This is a genomic window from Streptomyces sp. cg40 (genome assembly GCF_050320165.1).
Taxonomy (GTDB): domain Bacteria; phylum Actinomycetota; class Actinomycetes; order Streptomycetales; family Streptomycetaceae; genus Streptomyces; species Streptomyces hokutonensis.
Window position 1 is genome coordinate 5755637 of record NZ_CP190128.1, and the last position, 22526, is coordinate 5778162.

Annotated in this window: 19 protein-coding genes; 13 read left to right on the top strand and 6 right to left on the bottom strand. The window is 73.6% G+C overall.

The window, feature by feature from the left end:
* Positions 1–4: 4 nt before the first annotated feature.
* The 5 genes from ACQHII_RS25645 (at position 5) to ACQHII_RS25665 (ending at position 4754) form a co-directional block, all read left to right on the top strand.
* Entirely contained in the window at positions 5–217 is a 213-nt protein-coding gene (locus ACQHII_RS25645) for a hypothetical protein (RefSeq protein ID WP_427921513.1), read from the top strand.
* Entirely contained in the window at positions 214–948 is a 735-nt protein-coding gene (locus ACQHII_RS25650; RefSeq protein ID WP_427921514.1) for an ABC transporter ATP-binding protein, read from the top strand. Before ACQHII_RS25645 ends, ACQHII_RS25650 begins: the two co-directional genes overlap by 4 nt.
* Positions 949–951: 3 nt before the next feature.
* Entirely contained in the window at positions 952–3480 is a 2529-nt protein-coding gene (locus ACQHII_RS25655; RefSeq protein ID WP_427921515.1) for an FtsX-like permease family protein, read from the top strand.
* Between the two features lie 87 nt (positions 3481–3567).
* Positions 3568–4137 (top strand): RNA polymerase sigma factor, encoded by a 570-nt coding sequence (locus ACQHII_RS25660; RefSeq protein ID WP_427925410.1) that lies wholly within the window; start codon positions 3568–3570, stop codon positions 4135–4137.
* Positions 4134–4754: a hypothetical protein gene (locus ACQHII_RS25665; RefSeq protein ID WP_427921516.1), complete on the top strand. Its 621-nt coding sequence runs from the start codon at positions 4134–4136 to the stop codon at positions 4752–4754. Before ACQHII_RS25660 ends, ACQHII_RS25665 begins: the two co-directional genes overlap by 4 nt.
* A gap of 12 nt (positions 4755–4766) precedes the next feature.
* Here the strand turns inward: ACQHII_RS25665 and ACQHII_RS25670 are convergent, their stop codons facing one another.
* Complete coding sequence (locus tag ACQHII_RS25670; protein ID WP_427921517.1) at positions 4767–6374, bottom strand: XRE family transcriptional regulator; 1608 nt, start codon at positions 6372–6374, stop codon at positions 4767–4769.
* A gap of 351 nt (positions 6375–6725) precedes the next feature.
* On the opposite strand from ACQHII_RS25670, the gene ACQHII_RS25675 reads away from it, so the two are divergent.
* Complete coding sequence (locus ACQHII_RS25675; protein WP_427921518.1) at positions 6726–7958, top strand: serine hydrolase domain-containing protein; 1233 nt, start codon at positions 6726–6728, stop codon at positions 7956–7958.
* Between the two features lie 51 nt (positions 7959–8009).
* On the opposite strand, the gene ACQHII_RS25680 is transcribed toward ACQHII_RS25675, so the two are convergent.
* The gene (locus tag ACQHII_RS25680) at positions 8010–9053 is read right to left on the bottom strand and encodes an endonuclease/exonuclease/phosphatase family protein (protein WP_427921519.1); all 1044 of its coding nucleotides are present in this window, start codon (positions 9051–9053) and stop codon (positions 8010–8012) included.
* A gap of 87 nt (positions 9054–9140) precedes the next feature.
* On the opposite strand from ACQHII_RS25680, the gene ACQHII_RS25685 reads away from it, so the two are divergent.
* The 3 genes from ACQHII_RS25685 (at position 9141) to ACQHII_RS25695 (ending at position 11564) form a co-directional block, all read left to right on the top strand.
* On the top strand, positions 9141–9839 hold the full coding sequence (locus ACQHII_RS25685) for a response regulator transcription factor (protein ID WP_427921520.1): 699 nt from the start codon (positions 9141–9143) through the stop codon (positions 9837–9839).
* On the top strand, positions 9832–10902 hold the full coding sequence (locus ACQHII_RS25690; RefSeq protein WP_427921521.1) for a sensor histidine kinase: 1071 nt from the start codon (positions 9832–9834) through the stop codon (positions 10900–10902). The genes ACQHII_RS25685 and ACQHII_RS25690 overlap by 8 nt, the downstream gene beginning before the upstream one ends.
* 431 nt (positions 10903–11333) lie before the next feature.
* Complete coding sequence (locus ACQHII_RS25695; protein WP_427921522.1) at positions 11334–11564, top strand: acetyl-CoA synthetase; 231 nt, start codon at positions 11334–11336, stop codon at positions 11562–11564.
* A gap of 41 nt (positions 11565–11605) precedes the next feature.
* Here ACQHII_RS25695 and ACQHII_RS25700 read toward each other — a convergent pair whose 3' ends face one another.
* Together ACQHII_RS25700 and ACQHII_RS25705 are read right to left on the bottom strand one after the other, a co-directional pair.
* Positions 11606–14257 carry a glycosyl hydrolase gene (locus ACQHII_RS25700; RefSeq protein ID WP_427921523.1) on the bottom strand — a complete coding sequence of 884 codons (2652 nt, stop codon included), beginning with the start codon at positions 14255–14257 and terminating at the stop codon, positions 11606–11608.
* A 138-nt stretch (positions 14258–14395) separates the two neighbouring features.
* Complete coding sequence (locus tag ACQHII_RS25705; RefSeq protein ID WP_427921524.1) at positions 14396–15595, bottom strand: MFS transporter; 1200 nt, start codon at positions 15593–15595, stop codon at positions 14396–14398.
* Between the two features lie 90 nt (positions 15596–15685).
* On the opposite strand from ACQHII_RS25705, the gene ACQHII_RS25710 reads away from it, so the two are divergent.
* The 4 genes from ACQHII_RS25710 (at position 15686) to ACQHII_RS25725 (ending at position 19728) form a co-directional block, all read left to right on the top strand.
* Positions 15686–16795: a sensor histidine kinase gene (locus ACQHII_RS25710; RefSeq protein WP_427921525.1), complete on the top strand. Its 1110-nt coding sequence runs from the start codon at positions 15686–15688 to the stop codon at positions 16793–16795.
* A complete protein-coding gene (locus tag ACQHII_RS25715; RefSeq protein WP_427921526.1) occupies positions 16792–17451 on the top strand; it encodes a response regulator in 660 nt (219 codons plus the stop codon). Before ACQHII_RS25710 ends, ACQHII_RS25715 begins: the two co-directional genes overlap by 4 nt.
* Before the next feature lie 115 nt (positions 17452–17566).
* Positions 17567–18130 (top strand): GPP34 family phosphoprotein, encoded by a 564-nt coding sequence (locus tag ACQHII_RS25720; protein WP_427921527.1) that lies wholly within the window; start codon positions 17567–17569, stop codon positions 18128–18130.
* A 47-nt stretch (positions 18131–18177) separates the two neighbouring features.
* Positions 18178–19728, top strand: coding sequence for a carboxylesterase/lipase family protein (locus ACQHII_RS25725; RefSeq protein ID WP_427921528.1), 1551 nt, complete (start codon positions 18178–18180; stop codon positions 19726–19728).
* On the opposite strand, the gene ACQHII_RS25730 is transcribed toward ACQHII_RS25725, so the two are convergent.
* Together ACQHII_RS25730 and ACQHII_RS25735 are read right to left on the bottom strand one after the other, a co-directional pair.
* Complete coding sequence (locus tag ACQHII_RS25730; protein WP_427921529.1) at positions 19729–21396, bottom strand: transglycosylase domain-containing protein; 1668 nt, start codon at positions 21394–21396, stop codon at positions 19729–19731. It lies immediately after the preceding gene.
* Complete coding sequence (locus tag ACQHII_RS25735) at positions 21393–22517, bottom strand: sigma factor-like helix-turn-helix DNA-binding protein (protein ID WP_427921530.1); 1125 nt, start codon at positions 22515–22517, stop codon at positions 21393–21395. The genes ACQHII_RS25730 and ACQHII_RS25735 overlap by 4 nt, the downstream gene beginning before the upstream one ends.
* Between the last annotated feature and the right edge of the window lie 9 nt (positions 22518–22526).

Here is a 22526-nt window from a genome sequence, read left to right on the forward strand (position 1 = left end):
CCCGATGCAGCACACGACGACCCCCGATCCCGCCGACCGGATCGGCCCCGGCGACATCGCCCGCGCGCTGCTCTGGACCGCGGTGGTGGCCAGCGCGCTCGCCAACATGGCGGCCTCCTTCGGCGGCGCCGACACCTGGGTGCACCTGGTGTGCGGCGCGGTCACCGTGCTGTGCGCGGGCACCCTCGTCGTACGGAACCTGCGGGGCCGGCGATGAACACCACGGTCACCACCGCGGCCATCGCCCTGGAGGGCGTCAGCAAGGCCTACCCGGGAGGCGTACGGGCCCTGGACGACGTGTCGTTGACCGTGGAGCGCGGCACCTTCCTCGCCGTGATGGGACCCTCGGGCTCCGGCAAGAGCACGCTGATGCACTGTGCGGCGGGGCTCGACTCGCCGACCTCGGGCAGTGTCCGTATCGACGGTCACGAGATCGCCGGGCTGAACGAGACCCGCCGTACCCGACTCCGGCGGGAGCGCGTCGGGTTCGTGTTCCAGGCCTACAACCTGATCCCCTCCCTCTCGATCGAGGACAACATCACGCTCCCGCTGCGACTGGCGGGCCGCCGTGCCGACCGCGACTGGCTGCACACCCTGGTGGAGCGGGTCGGGCTGGCCGACCGGTTGTCCCACCGCCCGGCCGAGCTCTCCGGCGGACAGCAGCAACGAGCCGCCGTGGTACGGGCGTTGGTGGCGCGGCCCGCCGTCGTGTTCGCCGACGAACCGACCGGCGCGCTCGACCTGCGCAGCGCCCACGAGGTCCTCGACCTGCTGCGCGACCTCGTCAACGACCTGCGCCAGACGGTCGTGATGGTCACCCACGACCCGGCCGCCGCCGCCCGCGCGCACCACGTGCTGGTGATGGCGGACGGCCGGGTCGTCGAGGCCCTCAAGGCACCGACCGCCGACGAACTCGCCGCCCGTCTCGTCGAGTTGGGGAGGGCCTGAACCATGTTCCGTCTCGCGTTGCAGATGGTCGGCCACCGGATCACCGCGCTGATCGCCGTGGCCTGCGCGGTCCTCGGCGGTGCGGCGCTGCTCACCGTCACCGGTGTCCTGGCCGAGTCCGGCCTCCGCTCCCACCTCCCCGCCGGCCGGCTCGCGGGCGCGTCGGTCGTGGTCGCCGCCGACCAGGAGTACCACCCGCCCGGCGACCTCGCGCTCGCACTCCCGGAGCGGCGCCGGGTGTCCGCCCAACTCGTCCGCAGGCTCGGCGAGTTGCCGGGCGTCACCGCCGCGGTCGGTGACCTGAGCTTCCCCGTCGCACTCCTCGACGCCCACGGGAGGGTCGTAGCGGCGAAGGACCCGCAGGTGGCGGGGCACGGCTGGTCCTCGACCGAGCTGCTCGCCGACGCGCCGCACATCAGCGGCAGCGCGCCGACCGCCTCCGACCGGATCGCCGTGGACAGCGCCACGGCCGCGGCGGCGGGCATCGAGCCGGGCGACACGGTCCAGGTCGTCGTCAACGCCCGCCCGGCGAGGGGCTATCGCGTCTCGGCGGTGGTGGACGCGCCGGGCGCGGGCGTCTACTTCGCCGACAAGTCGGCCGCAGGACTGTGCGGTTGCTCCGGCCGGGTCGACCTGGTCGGGCTGCGCACCGCGCCCGGTGCCGAGGCGCGGGTGGCCGCAGAGGTGCGTACGAAGCTGAAGGGCACGGGACTGCTGACCGTCACCGGGGCCGGGCGGGGCGATGCGGCCGCGCCCGGGGCCGGGGCGTCCCGGTCGCTGCTGGTGCTGCTGGCCGGCTCGCTGTCGGGGATCGTCGTGCTGATCACCGGGTTCGTGATGGCGAGCGCGCTGGCCGTGTCGATCGGCGGGCAGCGCCGTGACCTGGCGCTGATGCGGGCCGTGGGGGCGAGCCCGAAGCAGATCCGGCGGCTGGCCGCCGCGCAGTCCACCGTCGTGGCCGCGGTGGCGGTCGCACCCGGTGTCGGACTCGGCTATCTGCTGGCCGGACAGTTCCGTCGGCTGCTCGCCGACCGTGGGGTCGTACCGCCCGAACTGCCGCTCACCTACAGCCCGTTGCCCGCATTCGCGGCCATCGTCCTGTTGCTCCTCGCCGTGCAGGTGTCCGCCCGTTGCTCGGCCTGGCGGACCTCGCGGATGCCGGCCACCGAGGCGGTCGCCGAGTCCCGCAGCGAGCCGCGCGAGCCGTCGCGGACCCGGACGCGGATCGGGCTCGTCGTCATGGCCGTCGCGATGGTGATGTCGGCGCTGCCGTTGTTCTCCCGCACGGTGATCGGCGCCACGGCCACTTCGATCGCCGGGATCGTCGGGGCGATCGGGCTGGCCATGGCGGGCCCGGCGCTGGTGCGGGGCATCGGCGGTGCGGCGGCCCGGGCGACACGGCACGGCGGCTCGGCGTCGACCTGGCTGGCGATGGCCAACCTGCGCGCCTACGCCCTGCGCAACGCGGGCATCGTCTCCACGCTGGCCATGGCGGTCGTGTTCGTGCTGACGTACACCTTCACCCAGACCACCGTGCTGGCCGCCACCGCCCACGACACCAGCACCGGAACGCTGGCCCAACTGCGGCTCACCGCACCGGGGTTGGGCGGCCTGCCCGACGGCACGCCCGCCGCCGTGCGGAAGACGGCCGGGGTGCGGGCCGCCGCGCCGGTCACCACGACGACCGTGGTGTGGGAGTACGAGCAGTTCGGCGACAAGGTGAGCGAGTCCGGCTCCGCGACGATCCTCACCCCGGACGCGGCGGGCGTCCTCGACCTCGACGTACGGCACGGCGGCCTGGACCGGCTCACCGGCGCGACCGTCGCCGTCAGCGGCGATGTCGCCCGCACCCGCTCCGCGACGGTGGGCCGCACGGTGACTCTGGTCCTCGGCGACGGCACCCGCGTCACGGCGAAGGTCGTCGCCGTCTACGGGCGGGGCCTCGGCTTCGGGTCGGTGGTGCTCTCGCACGACCTCGCCGCCGGACACACCACGACGGCGCTCGACCAGTCCCTCCTGATCCGCACGGACGGAACGGCGAGCGCCCAGCGGCACCTGACCGCCCTCGCGGCCGCTCGCCCGGGACTCGTCCTCGCGCCCGCCGACTCCCCCTCCACCGGCGGTCTTTCGGACGCCCCGCCCGAGGTGTGGATCAACCTCGCCCTCATCGTGGTCCTGCTCGTCTACCTCCTGCTGAGCATCGCCAACAAGCTCGTCGCGGCCACCGCGCAGCGCCGGGTCGAACTCGGCGCCCTCCGCCTCAACGGCACCACGCCCCGGCAGATCCGCGCCATGATGCGCCGCGAGGCCGCGGTCACCGCCGCCACCGCGCTCACCGCCGCCCTGCTGCTCTCCGCGGTCCCCCTCGCCCTCCTCGGCCAGGGCTTCCTGGGCCGCCCCTGGCCGGCGGGTCCCGTCTGGCTCCTCCCCGCGCTCGCCCTCACGGTCACGGCGACGGCCTTCCTCACCATCGAACTCCCCACCCGCCAGGCCCTGCGGACCCCGCCGGCCGATGCGATCCGCGCCCAGTGAGCGGACGCGGCGGCCCGAGTCCGGGGATCGTCCGGTCCGGCGGTGAAAGGATCTGGCCGGAGCCGGACAGGACAGGTCGTGGAATCCATGACGGAACAGGAGACGCGCCGGCTGCGGCGGGCGCGTTTCGAAGGGCTGGCCCAGGTGGTGGTGGAACCGCTGCACCGGTATCTGCTGCGGCGGGCGAGCACCGAGACGGCTGAGGACGTCCTGTCGGAGACGCTGCTGGTGCTGTGGCGGCGCCTCGACGACGTCCCCGGGCTCGGTGACGACGCCACGGCGGACCCCGATGCCGTACTTCCCTGGTGCTACGGGGTGGCTCGGGGGTGCCTCGCCAACGCCCGCCGGGCCGACGGGCGCAGGCTCCGTCTGGTGGAGCGGCTGATCAGGACCCGGCAGCGGGCCCCGGAGGAGGCCGCCGAGCACAGCGAGCTGCATGCCGCGCTCGACTCCCTCGGGGCGGCGGACCGCGAGGTGGTGCGGCTGTGGGCGTGGGAGGGGCTGGCGCCGCGGCAGATCGCGGAGGCGACCGGGTCGACGCCCAACGCGGTGAGCATCCGGCTGCACCGGGCCAAGGCGGGACTCGCGGACCGGCTGGGGCGAAAGAACGGCGCACGGCCCGGACACAAGAGCGACGAAGGAAGGAGCGGTCAGTGAACGACGACGAGTTGCTGGCCCGGCTGAAGGCCGCGGACCCGGCGCTGACCCGTAGTGCTCCGCCGCCCGACATCGATCAGCTTGTGGAGGCCACGTTGAACACCGTCACACCTTCCACCCCTCTTGTCGCCGGTGCGCCCGCGGTACGGTCCCGCCGGCACCTCCTCGGACTCGCGGCGGCGGTCGGTCTTCTCGTGCTCGGCGGCGGTGTCGGGGTGGGGGTCATGGCGAACGGCGGTGGCGGTGGTACGTCCGACAACCAGGCGGGCGGCGGGAGTTCGGCCGCCGCCGGGGCCCTGAGGCTCACCGCCGCGGGCGGCTCCGCCAAGTGCGTGGCGCCCACCCCCGACACCCTGCGCGGATACCCGACGCTCTTCGTCGGAACGGTCACGTCCGTCAAGGGCACCGCGGTCACCTTCCGCGTCGACCACTGGCTGAAGGGCGGCACCGCCCGCACGGTCGTCCTCGACAGCGACACCGGCCGCCCGGAGGCGCTCACGTTCATCGACGGCGACCAGTACATCGTGGCCGCCGAGAAGGACGTGGTCCCCGTGTGCGGCGCGAACGGCATTACGGCCGACGAGATCCCCAACTTCCTCAAGGCGTACGGGAAGTGACCGCCCACCCGGCTACCGCAGTGCGCTCGCGCGCCGGTGGCCGGGGATGGCCAGCCACCGGGCCGCGGCCGTGCGCGCCGGCGGCAGGAAGTCGGCGCTGTCCAGGATCGCGGTGAGCAGGTCGTCGCGCGAGGCCATGCCGAGCGCGTAGACCAGGCTCTCCAGCGTGGCCGCGGTCACCGGGTCCCGGTCGCTCAGCCATACGGCGTGGTGGTGGGCGACGGCGGTCCGCAGGAAGTCCCCGCCGGCCCGGTCGGCCGCCACATGGCCCAGGCCGCGCACGGCCGCGTACGCGGTGGGCCGCGGCACGCTCGGCAGCACCGCGAGCCGCTGGAGCAGCCCGCGGTGGCGGTGGTCGCCGAGGACGCGCAGCGCGTCCAGCAGCACGATCGCGAGCCGCTCGTGCCGGACGGCAGGCGGGCGGACCAGCTCGGCGGCGAGCGCGTCCGCGAGCACCGGGCGGTACGGGGTGGCCGCGAGCAGGAAGGCGGCGTAGAGGCGGACGTCGAAGAGCGGACTGGCCAGCGTCTCGGCGACCAGCGCGGCCGGGACCGCGGGATCGCACACCCGGTCCGGTTCCACGGTGCCCAGGCGCGCCGTCACCCTGGCGACCGCCGCGGCCACCAGCGCGCGGGCGTCCGGATCGGACCCGCTCCTGTCCCCGCTCCCGTTCCTGGCGGGTTCGTCCCGCCGGGTCGTGGCGCGGCGGCCCAGTACGGCGCGGGCGTACTCGGGGTACAGCGCGGACAGATGCCCGCGCAGCGGCTCGACCTGGTCGCCGGTCGGGCCGTCGCCGCCGGCGTCCCGCACCGCGCGGACGAGAGTCCGCAGCTGGCCGTCGTCGAAGTGCCGGTAGCGGACCTTGCGGAAACACGCCATGACCGCGCCCCGGTGCGCCAACGGCCCGCTGGGGCGGGCGAGTTCGCTCAGCACCAGGTCGGCCGCGTCGGGGTGTCCGCAGTTGTCCAGCGCGCAGACGATCTCGGTGGCCGTCAGCCGGGCCGGTCCGGCGGCCATCGCGCCGCACACGGCGATGACGGTACGGCCGCCCCGGCGGTGGTTCAGCAGCCGGTTGAGGGACTCGAAGCGGAGCATCCACGGCAGGTCGTCGGCGATCACCATCTCCTCGACCAGCCGCTCGGCCAGCGCGGACCAGGTGCCCGACGGCATCAGCACCACGTCGGGACGCGCGCACAGGCCGTCCACCAGCTGGTCCCAGTCGTCACCGGTCATCACATCACCGGACACCGCCTGCTCCAGCAGGTCCTCCAGCGGCCGTACGGCGGGGCCCGCCGGGGCGACGTCCAGGACCGGACCGGGCGCCCAGTAGCGCCAGACGGTGCGCGCGGTGGCGGTAAGTGTGTTGCGGGGAAGGGCGAGCAGTTCCTCGTAGCGGCGAACCGCCCGCCAGGGAACGGGAGTTCGGCCCGTCTCCCAGCGCGACACGGTGCTGACGCTCACCTCGCGGTCGTACACCCCGCCGTGGAAGGCCGCGGCGAACGCCGGCAGCGATCTCAGCGAACTCTCCTCCGCCAGCAGGCGGTTGACCCGTAACAGCCAGGCGACGCGGGCCCGTCGGCCCAGCGCGGAACCCGCGGCGACCGCCGCGTGAGCATCCATCCGGCAAGTCTGGCAGGAGCCGGACATCACCAGGGCAAGGACGACAAATGTCACGCCATACTCCGTTTCCCACCGCCCGGCGACCGCCGTTGCACCGGCCGGCGAGCCGTGCAACGCACCCGGAACGGGCCCCGCCGACGGGGTATCAACAGGGAGCCGGCCCCTGACGGGCGGGTCCGGCACGGGGGTCCGGACCCGCCCTGTCGGCGGGGCGGGTGCGTGCCCTCCGGTGTGACGAACGTCCGTCCGATCGAGTGGACTCGCCGGGACGCGCAGCGCGGGAGGCCCCTCCGCCGGACTCCGGATGGTGGCGTGGCCACCTCAACCCCCAACCGGAAGAAGCGCCCCGGCATGCGACGTACTCCTTCCCGACGCCTGGTGGCAGCCGCGCTGCTGGCGGCCTCCGTACTGATCCCGACGGCGACCACGTCCGCCGTGGCCACGACGCCCACGGCAACCGTCTCCTTCGCGGGCGGCGACCGGGACCACTGCCCGGCGGGCCCGGCGGGCGGCCTCGGCCGTACGACGACCGCCCGGCTGGACAAGGCCGTCGCCGACGTCCGCCGCCAGGCCGGCATCCCCGGTGTCGTCGTCGGACTGTGGATGCCGGGCAAGGGCTGCTACGTCCGCGCGACCGGCGAAGCCGACACCACCACCCACCGCCCGATGACCACCGACCTGTACGCGCGCATCGGCAGCGAGACCAAGACCTTCACGGTCACCGCCCTGCTCCGGCTCGTCGACGAGGGGCGGATCCGGCTGGACGACCCCATCGCGCGCTACGTCCGCGGAGTGCCGGACGGCCGGCACATCACGCTGCGCCAGCTCGCCGGGATGCGCAGCGGACTCTTCCCCTACACCGCCGACCCCGGCTTCGTGCACGACCTGCTGAGCGACACCAGCCGCTCGTTCACCCCGCGCGAGGTGCTCGCGTACGGCTTCAAGCACGACAACACGTTCGCGCCGGGCAAACAGTTCGAGTACTCCAACACCAATCTGGTGCTGCTCGGCCTGGTGATCGAGAAGGTCACCGGGCTGCGCGCCGCCGACTTCATCGACCGGAACGTGCTGCGCCCGGCCCGCCTCGGCCACACGCTGCTCCCCGGCGGCCCCGGGTTCCCCGACCCGCACGCGCGCGGCTACACCAACCAGACGCTGAGCGGCGCGGTCGCCGACTCCACGGACTGGAACCCCAGTTGGGCCTGGACGGCCGGGGCGATGATCTCCGACCTGCACGATCTGCGCAGCTGGGCCAGGACCGTCGCCACCGGCACCCTCCTCAGCCCGGAGACCCAGCGGCAGCGGCTCAGGATGCTGCCGACCGGCTTCCCCGGCCTCAGCTACGGCCTGGGCATCTTCGAGAGCGGCGGCTGGATCGGCCACAACGGCTCCATCCCGGGCTACGAGACCGTGACCGTCTACCTCCCCTCGCAGCAGGCCACCCTGGTCGTCATCCTCAACACCGACATCACCTACGGCGGCCAGGAACCGTCCTCGCTCGTCGCCCGCGCGGTCACCGAGGTCGTCACCCCGGACCACGTCTACGACCGCCCGGTGCCGTCGGACCCGGAGTCCCTCCGCTAACGGTCCCCCCGAGCCGAGGCCGCGCACGACTTCGGGCAGCCGCAGGCGTGTTCACCAGCTGATCCCCGCCCCCACCGGCAAGTGGTCGCTCCCCGTGGCCGGCAGCACCCACGACCTGGTCGGGCGTACGCCCCGCACCAGGATCTGGTCGATCCGCGCCACCGGGAACTTCGCCGGCCAGCTGAAGCCGAAGCCGTCCCCGGCCGCGTCCTGGACCGAACGCAGCCGCGAGGTCAGCCCGGTGAACTCGCGGTCGTCCGTCGTGCCGTTGAGGTCGCCGAGCAGCACCACCCGCTTCTCCGGCTCGGCGGCGACGGCCTTGGCGAGCGCCTTGGCGCCACGGTCCCGGTCGTCCGTGCTGAAGCCGCTGCTGGGCAGCACGCGTACGGACCCCAGATGGGCCACGTACACCGCGAGCGGCCCCCGGTCCGTGGTCACCGTGGTGCGCAGCGCCCGGTTCTCGGCCGCCCGGGCACCGGCCGGCAGCCGGTCCGCGAGCGGCCCGACGTCCATCGCGGTGTCGACCGCCCGGGTGTCCGACAGCGGCAGCCTGCTCCACACCCCGACCGTGCCGAGCACCGCGTGGTACGGGTACGCCGTCGCCAGCTCCTTCTCGTACGTGCCGCTCGCCCGCGCGGTCAGCTCCTCCAGCGCCAGTACGTCCGCGCCGGAGGCGGCCAGGGCGCGGGCGGTGCCGGCCGGATCGGGGTTGTCGGCGGCCACGTTGTGGCTGACCAGGGTGAGGTCGCCGGCCCCGCCCGACTTGTCGCCGAGCAGTCCGCCGAAGAGGTTCAGCCACACGGCGACGGGCAGCACCAGCGCGAGCGTCGCGATGGCGGAGCGGCGCCAGAGCGCGCGGGCCAGCAGCACCGGCACGAACAGGCCGAACCACGGCAGGAAGGTCTCCACCAGGCTGCCGAGCCCGCCGGCCCGGTTCGGGATCCACGAGTGCAGCAGCATGACCAGTCCGAGCGACAGCGCGAGCACGGCCGACACCCGGGCCCGCTTCCAGGGCCCCGGCCGGATCGCGGTACCGGTTTCACCTGCGCCCGCCTCTCGGCCGACGTCTCCCTCGACACCTACCTCTGCGCTCATACCGCCACTCAAAGCCGCCCCGTGTTGCCCCCGCGTATGAGCTTTTCGATACGTCACCGATACGCCCCGGCTCGTAGCCTCGACGGCATGCGTGTGCTCATCGTCGAGGACGAGCCCTATCTGGCCGAAGCCGTCCGTGACGGCCTGCGCCTGGAGGCCATCGCGGCCGACATCGCGGGCGACGGCGACACCGCCCTGGCACTGCTCGACATCAACGCCTACGACATCGCCGTCCTCGACCGTGACATCCCCGGCCCCTCCGGCGACGAGGTCGCCCGCCGGATCGTCGCCTCCGGCAGCGGCGTCCCGATCCTCATGCTCACCGCCGCCGACCGCATCGACGACAAGGCGTCCGGCTTCGGACTCGGCGCCGACGACTACCTCACGAAACCCTTCGAGCTGCGCGAACTCGTGCTCAGGCTCCGGGCACTCGACCGCAGGCGCGGCCACAGCAGGCCGCCCGTGCGGGAGATCGCGGGGCTGCGCCTGGACCCCTTCCGCCGGGAGGTGTTCCGCGAGGGACGCCATGTGGCGCTCACCCGCAAGCAGTTCGCCGTGCTGGAGGTCCTCGTCGCCGCCGAGGGCGGCGTCGTCAGCGCCGAGGACCTGCTGGAACGGGCCTGGGACGAGAACGCCAACCCCTTCACCAACGCCGTCCGCATCACCGTCTCGGCGCTGCGCAAACGGCTCGGCGAACCCTGGCTGATCGCCACGGTGCCGGGCGTCGGCTACCGCATCGACACGGCGACCGACGGAGGCGCGACCGACGGAGGCCCCCATGGATAGGCCCCCCGGTCTCAGCGTCCGCGTCAAACTCACCCTCAGTTACGCCGGGTTCCTCATGATCGCGGGTGCGCTGCTGCTCTCCGCCGTGTGGGTGTTCCTGAGCCGGGTGCCCCACGTCGGGCTCCTTCTCATGCCCGGCTATCAGGCCGCCGTAGTCCGCGCCTTCGCCCCGATCGCGGTCGTCTCGATGGCGTGCCTGCTGGTGTTCGGGCTCGTCGGGGGCTGGTTCCTCGCCGGCCGGATGCTCGCCCCGCTGACCCGTATCACCGGCGCGACCCGCCTGGCCGCGACCGGATCGCTCTCGCACCGCATCCAACTGCCGGGCAGCAAGGACGAGTTCCGCGAACTGGCCGACTCCTTCGACACGATGCTCGCGCGGCTCGAAGCGCATGTCGCCGGTCAGCGGAGGTTCGCGGCCAACGCCTCGCACGAACTGCGCACCCCGCTGGCCATCTCCAAGACGCTCCTCGACGTGGCCCGCACCGACCCGACCTGCGACACCGGCGAGGTCATCGACCGCCTCAGCGCGGTCAACACCCGGGCGATCGACCTCATCGAGGCCCTGCTGCTGCTCAGCCGCGCCGACCAGCGGTCCTTCACCCCCGAACACGTCGACCTGTCCCTGCTGGCGGAGGAGGCCACCGAGACGCTGCTGCCGCTCGCGGAGAAGCACGGCGTCACCGTCGAGACCGGCGGCGACATCACCCCCACCACCGGATCGTCGGCGCTACTGCTGCAACTGACCACGAACCTCGTGCACAACGCGATCGTCCACAACCTGCCCGCGGCGGGCACCGTGCGGGTGACCACCGAGGTCCGCCCGGGGACGGTGGCGCTCACCGTCGAGAACACCGGCGAGAGACTCACCCCGCAACTGGTCCCGACGCTGACCGAACCGTTCCAGCGCGGCACCGAGCGCGTCCACACCGACCAGGCGGGCGTCGGCCTGGGCCTGGCCATCGTCAAGACCATCACCGACGCACACGACGGCACCCTCACCCTCACCCCGCGCCCCGCCGGCGGACTCCGCATCACCGTGGAACTCCCCGGGCGGACCCCCTAGTCGTCCGGAACGGCATCCCGCCGTCGGCCGGTTCTGATCTCCGTGTGACAATCCCCGCCTTGATGTTCGAAGCCACTCGAATTCGTTCGAACTGGTCACCCTCTGACCCGCCCGGGACGGTCCGCGCGGGGGCATGCTGGTGGTCCTGTACGCGCGGGCCGGGAGGTGTCGGGATGCGGTGGTGGGCCGGAGTCGGGACGGTCGCTGTGGCGGTCGTCCTGGCGGGATGTCACACGGCGGCCGGCAGCGGGCAGGTGGGAGGAGCGTCGGAGAGCGGCGCGAGTCCCAGCGGCGGAAGCACGTCGGCGTCCGCTTCGCCTGAGGGTTGTGCCGCCGGGCACGCGGAGGTCGTCGTCAGTCCCGGTGACGCGGTCGCGCGGCGGCTCTGCGTGCGCCCCGGGACCGTCGTGTCGCTCGTGCTGAAGCCGCGTGTGGACGACAAGAGGTGGACGGCCGTGGGGAGTTCCGCGCCGGTGTTCGTCCTCGTGTCCGGCTGGCGGGTGGATTCGGACGGTACGGCCCGTGCCTCGCTGCGGTGCGCGGGAACCCGGGCCGGTGCGGCCGAGGTCACCGCGTCGGCGAAGGCGCCGGACGTGGCGGGGGCGGCGCGGACCGTCTTCACGCTGCACGTGAGTGTGGTGCCGTACACGACACAGGGGTGACTCCGAATGATCCGGAGCCACCCCTGTCGGTCGTCTCCGGGTCAGCGGAGGCCGCGCACGCCGATCGTGTAGATGCCCCGGCCGTGCGTGGCCGCGTACAGCGTCCGGCCGTCCGGGCTGAGCTTCAACTGGAGTACGGCGACGGCCGGGAGGTTCCCGACGCGCTGCCAGGTCGTACGGCCCGGCGCGCGGTAGACGACGCCGAGGTCGGTGGCGACGGCGAGGCCGCCGTCGGAGGTGACGACCGCGGAGTTCGTCGGCACGTCGGGCAGGTTCTTGGAGATGTCCTTCCAGGTGGTGCCGCCGTCGGTGGACTCGAAGACGTGGCCCACACCGGCGCCGGGGCCCTCGGTCCAGTGCCGGGAGAAACCGTTGACGGCGAGGTAGACGTGGTCGGCGTTCTTCGGGTCGACGGCGAAGCCGGCGAGGTAGCGGTTGGGCACGGTCGCGTCCACCGGGAGGCTCACGTCGTGCCAGCCGGTGCCGTCCGCGTTGCCGACGGAGATGCCGCGCGCGAAGCCCTGGTTGTTGCAGGGCCCGCACCAGGCCGCGTACACCTTGCCGCCCGAGGCCGCGACGGCGGTCGCGGTACGCCCGGCGCCGAGGTCGTAGACGCTGGTCCACTCGGAGCCGCTGCGGATGGCGTAGCCGTGGGTCTGCACCCAGATGTGCCGGCCGCCCGCGACCCAGGTCGAGCTGTTCTTGATGTCGGCCGTGAGCGGGGCGATGAAGCGCGCCTCTCCGGTGGCGTTGTCGGCGGGAGCCACGCCGTACGACGTGACCTTGCTGGGGTCGGTGACCCAACTGCCGTCGTTCACCGCGCAGTTCTGGGTCACCTGGATCGCCAGGTAGACGTACTCCTGAGCAATATTGCAGCCGTTGGCCGGATCGGTGATCGTGTCGCCGCCGTCACCGCCGAAGTTCGAGCCCATCACGGTGTCGTTGCTGCGCAGGATCGACTGGCCGTTGTCCTGGAGGCCGCCGGTGACGGAGAGGCCGCCGTAGGTGAGGTCCTTGCCGACGCCGACCGAGTAGTACTGGAGGGTGTCGATGGTGCCGTCGTTGAGCGAGGTCCAGTCGGTGGCGTGACCGGAGGCGTCCTGGGAGCCGTTCAGCGGGCGCTTGTAGACACCGCCGTCGTTGCCGACGTAGACGAAGCTCTTGCCGTGGTAGCTGCCGATCGCGACGCCGTGCTGGTCGGAGTGGGTGGTCGGGTTGCAGTCGCCGGTCTGCTTGGTCGGGTCGATGCTCCAGCAGGGGAAGCCGAAGTTCCAGTACGGCCCCACGGTCGACCAGTCGGTGCCGCCGTCCTTGGTCTCGTAGACCTCCTCCAGGCCCGCGTAGACGTGCTCCGCGTTCGCCGGGTCGACGGTCAGGAACTGGTTGTACCAGGCCTGCACGCCCGGCATGTAGCCGCTGGAGGTCAGCGCCGAACCGTCGGCGGCCAGGCCCTTGTAGTCGGCGATCTTCGTCCAAGGTCCGGTCGGGGAGCCGGACTTGGAGACGTAGATGCCCTCGAGACCGCTGTCCGGGTTGGTGTTCAGCTGCTCCGGTGACTGGTCGATGGCGTAGTAGCGGGAGCCGTCGGCGGAGCGGGCGAAGGTGACGTTGCCGACGTTGTCCGCGTCGGTCGGCAGGTCGCCGAAGCCGGTGCTGAGGCGGGTCCAGGTGCCGGTGGAGTCCTTGCTGTAGAAGCCGTTGTAGTCGTCACCGCTGCGCCAGCCGACCGCGAGGACCACCTTGGCGGGGTTCTTCGGGTCGATCGCGATGTCGTTGGCGATGTTCTTGTACGCGGCCGAGGGGTCGCTCGCGAGTGAACCGCCGGGCAGATAGGCCGGGTTGGGCGCGAACTCCAGCTTCCAGGCGCCCTTCAGCGTCTTCGTGGAGTGGCTCCACACGCCCTCGCTGGTCGCGGCCCACACCTTGCCGCCGCCGAAGCGCAGTTCGTGGACGGTGGTGGACTCCAGCTCGTCGCCGCCGACCCGGCTGCGGGTGGAGAACGTGCCGTGGCGGGGGTTCGTCAGGACGTAGACACCGCTGCCGAGGTACGCGTCCGCGTTGGTGGTCGCCTCGCCGGTGCCCAGCCACAGCCGACCGGCGCCGTCCAGCGCGAGCGCGCCGGTGGACTGGGCGGGCAGCTTGTCGCTGATGGGCTGCCAGTGGCCGCCCCCGGACCGGGACCGCCACACTCCGCCGCCCGCGCTGCCCGCGTACACGTACCCGTCGTCGTCGGCGGCCATCGCCGCCATCCGGCCGGTCACATCGCCCGAGCCGCCGCTGGAGTTGGAGTCGTAGTCGCGGTAGCGCGGGTCGTCGGAGTTGTACGGCAGGTCGGTGATGTTGCGCCAACTGCCGCCCGTGCCGGGCAGGTTGGTCAGGCTCGTCCAGGCGGCGCCGTACGCGCCCGGGGCGACGATGCCGGGCGAGGTGCGGGCCTCGGCGTACTGGTCGGCGCCCTCGGCTATCTCGTCGGCCTCGTTGCCGTCGTCACCGCCGTCGTCGTCGGCTTTCGCGCGAGGGCTGACGGTGTCCGTCGACTGCCCGCGTGCGGCGGCGAGTTGAGCCAGTGCGCGGACTCCGAAGGGGGCGTTGCCCGAGCCGGGCGCGGCGCCGGCGGGTATCGCCACGAGGGCGGCGGATGCGGTGATGGCGCAGATCGTGAACCAACGTCTCTTGCGGGTCGGTTGTGACACCAGGTCCTCCCGAGCGGGCGCGGATACAGCCGTCGGGACGACCCGACCACCGGGGCCGGGAGGAGTCCGGCATTTGGACAGTCCTTGACCAGAACCTGTCACTAGCGATGGCTGGAAGGAGACCCGTTCGTCACACCGTCACGCGGTCCGCGCGCGGGCCACGACCGGCAGCGCGCCCGCGAGGGCCAGTGCGACGGCCCCGGAGACCAGTAGCGGGAGATGGCCGTCCGCGCCCCAGGCGAGCCCGGCCCACACGCCCGCGAGCAGGACGGCGGCGCCGGTCGCCCCCTGGTAGAGGCCCTGTGCGCTGCCCTGCTGGTGGTCGGGGACGAGCGTGGAGATCCAGGCCTTGCCGACGCCGTCGGTGCAGGCCGCGAAACCGCCGTAGAGCGGGAGGACGAGGAACACCGCCCAGGGGCTGTGGATCAGGCCGAGGCCCAGGTAGCCGACCGCGAAGAAGACCAGGCCGGCGGCGAAGACCAGCGGGCGGGGGAGCCGGTCGGACAGGGCTCCGGCGGGGTAGGACAGGGCGGCGTAGACGAGGTTGTAGACCGCGTACGCGCCCACCACCCCGGCCGTCGACAGGCCCAGGTCGTGGGCGCGGAGCAGCAGGAGCGCGTCGGGGAAGTTGACGAGGTTGAAGACGAGCAGCACGGCGAGGACCCGCCAGTACGGGCGCGGCAGGGACCGCCAGGGGGTACGGGGGGCGGCTGCCCTGCCCGTCCTCGCCCCGGCTCGGGGGTCGCGCACGGCGGCGACCAGCGCGACCGACGCGACGGCCGGGAGTACGGCGATCCAGAACAGCGGGCGCAGCCGGTGGTCGAGCGCCTCGTACAGGACCAGTCCGACCAGCGGGCCGACCACCGCGCCGGCGGTGTCGGCGGCCCGGTGCAGCCCGAACACCTTGCCGCGCTGTCCGGCCGGGACGCCCTCGACGAGCAGGGCGTCGCGCGGCGCCCCGCGCATGCCCTTGCCGAGCCGGTCGGTGACCCTGGCGACGAGGACCAGCGGCCACGCGGTCGCCAGCGCGATCAGCAGCTTGCCCACCGCGGCCAGTCCGTACCCCGCACCGATCAGCGGACGGCGGGCGAACCGGTCCGCCAGCCGCCCGGCGGCCACCTTGGTGAGCGAGGCGGCGCCCTCCGCCGCGCCCTCGATCGCGCCGACCGCGGCGGGCGGCGCGCCCAGCACCACGGTCAGGAAGATCGGCAGGATCGGGTAGAGGAGTTCGCTGGCCGCGTCCTGGAGGAACGACACCCCGCAGAGCACCTTCACGTTGCGGGTCAGCCACGTGGGGTGTTCGGGGTCCGAGGGGGCCTCGGTGGCCGGGTCGGTCACACGCGCAGTATCCACGCCCACGGTAAAAGGTCGAGCGCCGCGGGCCCCGGCGGCCCGGGGAGCGGCCCGGTCGCTGGATAGGCTCGGGACGTGGAGCTGCGGGCGTTGTGGTGGGGGTCGGCCGGGCTGGTGCTCGCCGTGCCCGGTACCTCGGTGCTGGTCGCGGGCGCCGGGGACGGCCCGCGACTGGCCGTGGCCCTGGCCCTCGTCCTCGTGCAGGTCCTCGCCCTGAGGTGGCAGGTGCGCGCCCCGGTCGCCGTACTGGCCGTGAACGCGGCGGCCGGGCTCGCGGTGTGGGCGCTGCTGCCCGAGGTGTCCCTGACGGGGGCGCTGCTCGCGGCGCAGGTCACCCTGTGCGTGCTGTCGGCCACCGCGTCGCGCCGGACCTCGCTGTGGGCGCTCGCCGCGATGTGCCTGCCGGTGCCGCTGGGCCTCGGTGCGGGCGGTGGTCCCACGGGGGTGATGGTCTATCTGCTGGCGGTGGTCCTCGCGTGGACCGCCGGGCAGTGGCGGCGGGCGCAGCGGGCCCGGACAGAGGCGGAGCTGCGCCGGGCCGTGGTCGAGGAACGGGCGCGGATCGCGCGCGAGGTGCACGACCTGGTCGCGCACACCTTGTCCGTGATGGTGATTCAGGCGGGCGCCGCCGACGACGTGTTCGCCCGGCGGCCCGACCAGGCCCGGCAGGCACTGCGCGCCATCGAGACCGGCGCGCGTTCGGCGCTCGGTGAACTGCGGCTGCTGCTACGGGCGTTCGGGCCTGAGGAGTTGGGCGACGACGCGGCCGGTGAGCAGCGGAAGCCAGGGCCCACGCTCGCGCGACTCGACGAACTCGCCGACACCGTGCGCGCGACCGGCATGACCGTGCGCGTGCACCGCGAGGGCGTCCTCGACGGTCTGCCGGCCACCGTGGACCTGGCGGCGTACCGGATCGTCCAGGAGGCCCTCACCAACACGCTGCGCCACGCGGTCGACGCCGACGAGGTGAGCGTGCGGGTGACGGGCGACGGGGAGTGCGTGGAGGTCACGGTGGTCGACAACGGCCGTACCGGGCAAGGGAGTTCGGTCTCGGCGGGCGCGGGGCGCGGGCTCGTGGGGATGCGGGAGCGGGTACGGCTCGTGGGCGGCGGTCTGCGTGCCGGTCCGCGGACCGGCGGCGGGTTCGAGGTGGCGGCGCGGCTGCCGGTGGAGGGCGGGTCATGACCCTGCGGGTGGTGGTGGCCGACGACCAGGCCCTGGTCCGTACCGGATTCCGGATGATCATCGACGCCCGGGACGACCTGGAGGTGGTCGGCGAGGCGTCCGACGGCCGGGAGGCGGTGAGGCTGACCCGGGAACTGGCGCCCGACGTGGTGCTGATGGACGTACGCATGCCCGTGCTGGACGGCATCGAGGCGACCCGGCGGATCGTCGCGGACGGCGGCCGGGCCCGGGTGCTGGTGCTGACCACCTGGGACGTGGACGCGCAGGTGGTCGCCGCACTGCGGGCCGGGGCGAGCGGGTTCCTGCTGAAGGACATGCGCCCCGGCGAACTCGTCGACGCGATCCGGGTCACCGCCCGCGGTGACGCGCTGCTCGCGCCGGCCGTACTGGGCCGCGTCCTCGACCGGTTCCTGAGCACCGCCCCCGACCAGGCACCGCCGCCCGCGCTGCGCGACCTCTCCGGCCGCGAGCGGGAGGTGCTCACCCTGATCGGGCAGGCCCTGTCGAACGCGGAGATCGCCGAGCGGCTCCGCCTCTCGGAGGCCACCGTCAAGAACCACGTCACCGCGGTCCTGCGCAAACTGGGCCTGCGCGACCGCGTCCACGCCGTCGTCGCGGCCTACGACCACGGCCTGGTCGAGCCTCGCCGCCCCTGACCGCCGGTGCCTCCTCCTCAGGGAGGACACCGGGCCGCGCTCCTCCCGCGCTCCCAGTGCCGGTCCGTTCCCGTGGCCGATCCGGGGGCGGGGTGGGCGGCCGTAGCGTCGAATCGTGGACGACGACCTTGCCTGCCTCATGTATCTGCTCGCCTACGACGACTCAGTCGAGGGGCTCTACGACCGTCCCCGCACCCGGCTGCTGGTGCGGGCCGCCACCCTGGTCGACCTTGCCTCGCGCGGCAGGCCGGGGGAGGACGGCGGGCGCGACTGGAAGCGGCTCGTCCGCCGGCACCGCAGGCGGACCCTGACTGAGGTGGAGGACCGGCTCGTCGCGGCGGGGGTGGTCGGCGTGCGGGCGGCCCGCGGGCCGTTCGGGACCCGGCGGGTGACCGTCACGGACCGCGCGGCGCTCGCCGCGGTCCGCGTCCGGGTGTCCGAGGCGCTGCACGGGGACGTCCCGGTGACCGAGCTGCCCGTGGCCGACGCCGCGCTGCTCGCGCTGGCCGCCGCCGGCGGCATCCGCCCGGTCGTGTCCCGCCGGGACCGGAAGACGTACCGGGCGCGTATCGACGCCTGCACGGACTCGCTCGCCGCCCTCGCGCCGGGACTGGACAAAGCCGTACGCACACTGCCGACGACCATGATCGCCGGGCAGGGCGGCATGGGCGGCGGCTGACAGCCGACGGACGACGACTCACGAATGACGAACGGGGAGAAGAGACCATGCACACGCGCCACCGCGTCCTGACCACCCTGGGCTGTGCCCTGACCGCCGTACTCGCGACGACCGCCTGGTCCGTGCCCCCGCCCGCCACCGAGGTACGCGTCCACGACGGCGTGGTGCGGGGCGCCGCCCACGACGGCTACCGCACCTTCGAGGGCATCCCGTACGCGGCGCCCCCGGTCGGCCGCCTGCGCTGGGCCCCGCCCCGCCCGGCCGCACCCTGGCCCGGCGTGCGCGACGCGACCAGGCCCGCGAGTGCCTGCCCGCAGCCGGCCGGTGAGGTGCCCGGCGGCAGTACCGACGAGGACTGCCTCCACCTGAACGTCACCACGCCCGACGGCGCGGGACCGGACCGCCCGCGACCGGTGATCGTCTGGCTGCACGGCGGCGGCCTCACCACCGGAGCGGGCAGCTCCTACGACGCCCACCGCATGGCGACCCGGGGCGATGTCGTGGTCGTCACCGTCGACTACCGCCTCGGCGCCCTGGGTTTCCTCGCCCACGCGGGGCTGCCCGGGTCCGGGACCTTCGGACTGGCCGACCAGCAGGCCGCGTTGCGCTGGGTGCGCGCCGAGATCGGGGCGTTCGGCGGCGACGCGCGCAACGTCACACTTGCCGGGGAGTCGGCCGGCGGCTACAGCGTCTGCGCCCAGCTCGCCTCGCCCGCCGCCGCGGGCCTCTTCGACCGGGCGATCATCGAGAGCGGCCCGTGCGCGGGCAGCCCCGACCGCCCGTTCGCGCCGTCCTCCGTCACCCTGTCCACGGCCCGCGCCACGGGCGCGGCCCTCGCGGCGAAGGTCGGCTGCGGCGAAGCGCGCGATACGACGGCCTGTCTGCGGCGCGTGTCCGTCCCGCGCCTGCTCGCGGCCCAGGACACCGATCAACAGCCCGCCCACGACACCCCGTTGCTGCCCGCCGACCCCGGGGTGGCGATCACGGCCGACCGCTTCCACCACGTCCCCGTCCTCATCGGAAACAACCACGACGAGGGCAACGGCTGGGCCGCCGGCATCATCCAGGCCGGCAACCCCGTCACCCCCGAGACCTGGCCCGACGTCGTGTCCGCCTTCTTCCCCACCCCGGGGCAGGCGAAGGCGATCGTCCACGAGTACCCGGTGCACCACTCCGACGGCGGCCCGGTGTTCGGCGCCGTCATCGGCGACGCGAACTTCGCCTGCCCGACGGCACGCACGGACACGGCCCTGCGCGCCGCCCAAGTGCCCACCTGGCGCTACGAGTTCGCCGACGAGCACGCCCCGCCGCTCACCCCCGGCACCCCACCGTTCCCCCTCGGCGCACCGCACGCGAGCGAGCTGCCCTACCTCTTCGACCTGGGAGGCCGCCCCCGCGACATGACCGCGGCACAACACCGGCTGGCCGACACCATGATCGACTACTGGACGCACTTCGCCGGCACGGCCGACCCGAACAGCCCCGCGTCCCCCAAATGGCCCCGGAACACGGTCCTTTCCCTGGCGCCGGATCGCGTCACTCCCACGCGCACTGCGGAACTCCGCCACCACTGCGCGTTCTGGGGCGCGCACAGGTGACTATCCCGTCCCCGTCGTGGCCAGCCGCCAGATCTGTGCCGTGGTCTGCTCCGCGGTCTGGGTCGGCGGCGGGTCGTTCGGCAGCTGGGCCGGTGCGGTCGTGTTCTTCTTCTTTCCCGGGCGGTCGGCGAACAGGGCCGTGGTCAGGGCGAGTTGGGGGTCCAGGCGGGTGGACCACACGGTGCGGCGGGTGATGCCGCCGCCCGCGCCGGCCGTGAAGACGGTCTCCGGGGCGCGCCGGTCCGTGGGGACCCGCTCGGCCGTGGGGACCGCGGGGAGCGCGCCGGCGTACAGCTTGGACATCGTCGCGTTCACCATGAACGCGTCCTCCTCGTCCAGCACACGCCGGGTGTCGGGGTGCGCGGAGTACACCTGCCGGCCGTCCCGGGTGATCCTCGTGACCGTGTACGGCGCCGCGTACATCCCGTCCGCCGCCACGGCCGCGTACGCCGAGGCCAGCTTGAGCGGGGTGGGTGCCGCGGTCCTCGGCAGCGCGGTCAGCGGCGCGCGGAGCCGGTACTTGGCGAAGGGGTCCAGTGCCGTGCCCGCCTCCACCGCGCCGCCCACCGCGTCGTTGAACGGCTGCCGGGCGTAGTCCGAGCCGCCGTACAGCAGCCGTACCGCCCCGTCGCCGGGCACGATCCCCACGACGGCGGTGTGCAGCGTGACGCCCTTGCCGCTCTTGATGTCCTTGACCGCCTCGGTGGTGGCGTCCTGGAGCGCCAGGTCGAAGGTGGTGCGCACGGTGTAGCCGCCGCGCGCCAACTGGTCCTCGGTGATGCCCAGTTGATCGGCGGCCTCCTGCGCGGCCACGTCGATCATGTACTGCCGCTGCCCCTCGGTCGCCCCCGGCGGATAGAACCGGAACGCGGGGAACGCGGCCTCGGCGCGCTGCTTCGCCGTGATGCTGCCGCTCGCCGCCATCGCGTCGAGCACCCACTCCCAGCGCGCCCTGAGCGTCGCGGTCACCTCGGGATCGGAGCCCGCCTTCTCGTAGTACGACGGGATGTTGACGATCCCCGCGAGCGCGGCGCCCTGGGAGACGGTCAGTTCGCGGGTGTCCACGCCGAAGTAGTTGCGCGCGGCGGCCTCGATACCGGCCGAACCCCGGCCGAAATAAACGGTGTTGAGATAGCCCGCCAGGATCTCGTCCTTGGAGCGGGTGCGGTCGAGCTTGATCGCGATCAGGGCCTCGCGGGCCTTGCGGGACAGCGACTGCTCCGGGCTCAGCAGCGCGTTCTTGACGTACTGCTGGGTGATGGTGGAACCGCCCTGCCGTTCGCCGCCGGTCAGCGAGGCCAGCACCGCGCGGGCGAGGGCGCGCGGCGACACCCCGTCGTCCGTGCGGAAGGTGCGGTTCTCGGCCGCGATCACGGCGTCCTGGACATATCTCGGGACCTGCGACAGCGGCACCTCCTGGCGGTCGACGGGACCGCGCCGGCCCAGATAGGAGCCCTTGTCGTCGACGAAGACCGTGCTCTGGGTGACGGTCTCCGGGTGCGGATCAGGGATCCCCGTCAGCCGGTACGCCACGACCGCGGCCGTGCACAGCGACACGACCAGCAGGAGGAGGGCGATGATCAGTCGCCGCAGCAGCCGCCCCCGGTTGCGGCGCAGCCGCAGGCGGAGCGGGACACGCGACTCGGCGGACCTGGCGGCGCGCTTCACCAGTCGGCCCCGCCCCGCGCGACGACCTTGCCGGCCGCGTCGTACACCGTGACGGTCGGACCGCCGTCGCCGTAGCTCGACTTCAGCTCCGCCAGCGACAGCGGTGCGCGCGTGTACCAGACGCCCCAGCCCGGACTGCCCGCCAGCGTGAGGACGGTGCCGGTCATCCGGCTGTCGTCGACGGTGACCTCGACGCGCGCCGGATCGGCGGACAGGCCGCGATACAGGCCGGACAGGAAGTACGAGCTGTTCAGCCGGTCGGGCTGCACGGAGGCGCCCGGCTTCCCGGCGCCAGCCTTCGAGCCGCTCGCGTAGCTCTCCTCGGTCAACCCGAGGAACTGGTTGGGCCGTTGGGGCGTCGACCAGTGCTTGCCGTCGCTCGTCAGCCACACCTGCACCCCCGGCAGGGCCGCCACCCGCTCACCGGGCGCGACGATCCGTATCGGGCTCCGCGCCACGTCGACCGCCCCGGCGGCGGCCCCGTCCGCCGTGCCGCCGCCCACGACCCGGCCGACGCCGAAGACACCCGCCGGGACGACCAGCAGCGCGCAGACCGCCGTGACCACGGCTCTACGGCGACGCCGCAGCACCCGGCCCCGCTGCTCCACGGCAGCGAGCGAAACGCCGAACGGGACGTCCCCCGAGCCGACTTGGACCGCTTCGGCAGCTTCGGCCACTTCGGCCGCTTCCGCGAAGAGCTCCCGCAGCCGCCCCGCGTCACCCCCGCACACCGCCAGCCCCCGCCGGGCCCGGCTGCCCACCGCACCGGCCGACCAGCCGAGCAGCTGGGCGACCTCCGCCTCCCGCAGCCCCTCCCGGTGCAGCATCACGAGCACGGCCCGCTGCCGCGCGGACGTGTCCTTCAACACACCGTGGGACGGGACCTGTTGGCGGCGCGCCCCGCGCAGGAACTCCCTCACCAGGGACCGCCGTACATAGAAGTCCACGTCGTCCCGCGGTATCCGGCGCCACCGCGCGCACACCCCCACCAGCGTTCTCCGCACCAGCTCGGTCGCCTCGCCGGGGTCTCCGGTGGCACCGGAGAGCAGGTGCGCGGTGGTGACCAGCCGGGGCAGCTGCGCGTGCGCGTAAGCGGTGAAGTCGTCGTGGGGGTCGGGCACTTCGGTGGT

Coding starts and splice junctions, on each gene's coding strand:
- ACQHII_RS25645 (WP_427921513.1), top strand. CDS start 5: ATGCAGCACACGACGACCCCCGATCCCGCCGACCGGATCGGCCCCGGC.
- ACQHII_RS25650 (WP_427921514.1), top strand. CDS start 214: ATGAACACCACGGTCACCACCGCGGCCATCGCCCTGGAGGGCGTCAGC.
- ACQHII_RS25655 (WP_427921515.1), top strand. CDS start 952: ATGTTCCGTCTCGCGTTGCAGATGGTCGGCCACCGGATCACCGCGCTG.
- ACQHII_RS25660 (WP_427925410.1), top strand. CDS start 3,568: ATGACGGAACAGGAGACGCGCCGGCTGCGGCGGGCGCGTTTCGAAGGG.
- ACQHII_RS25670 (WP_427921517.1), bottom strand. CDS start 6,374: ATGGATGCTCACGCGGCGGTCGCCGCGGGTTCCGCGCTGGGCCGACGG.
- ACQHII_RS25675 (WP_427921518.1), top strand. CDS start 6,726: ATGCGACGTACTCCTTCCCGACGCCTGGTGGCAGCCGCGCTGCTGGCG.
- ACQHII_RS25680 (WP_427921519.1), bottom strand. CDS start 9,053: ATGAGCGCAGAGGTAGGTGTCGAGGGAGACGTCGGCCGAGAGGCGGGC.
- ACQHII_RS25685 (WP_427921520.1), top strand. CDS start 9,141: ATGCGTGTGCTCATCGTCGAGGACGAGCCCTATCTGGCCGAAGCCGTC.
- ACQHII_RS25690 (WP_427921521.1), top strand. CDS start 9,832: ATGGATAGGCCCCCCGGTCTCAGCGTCCGCGTCAAACTCACCCTCAGT.
- ACQHII_RS25715 (WP_427921526.1), top strand. CDS start 16,792: ATGACCCTGCGGGTGGTGGTGGCCGACGACCAGGCCCTGGTCCGTACC.
- ACQHII_RS25725 (WP_427921528.1), top strand. CDS start 18,178: ATGCACACGCGCCACCGCGTCCTGACCACCCTGGGCTGTGCCCTGACC.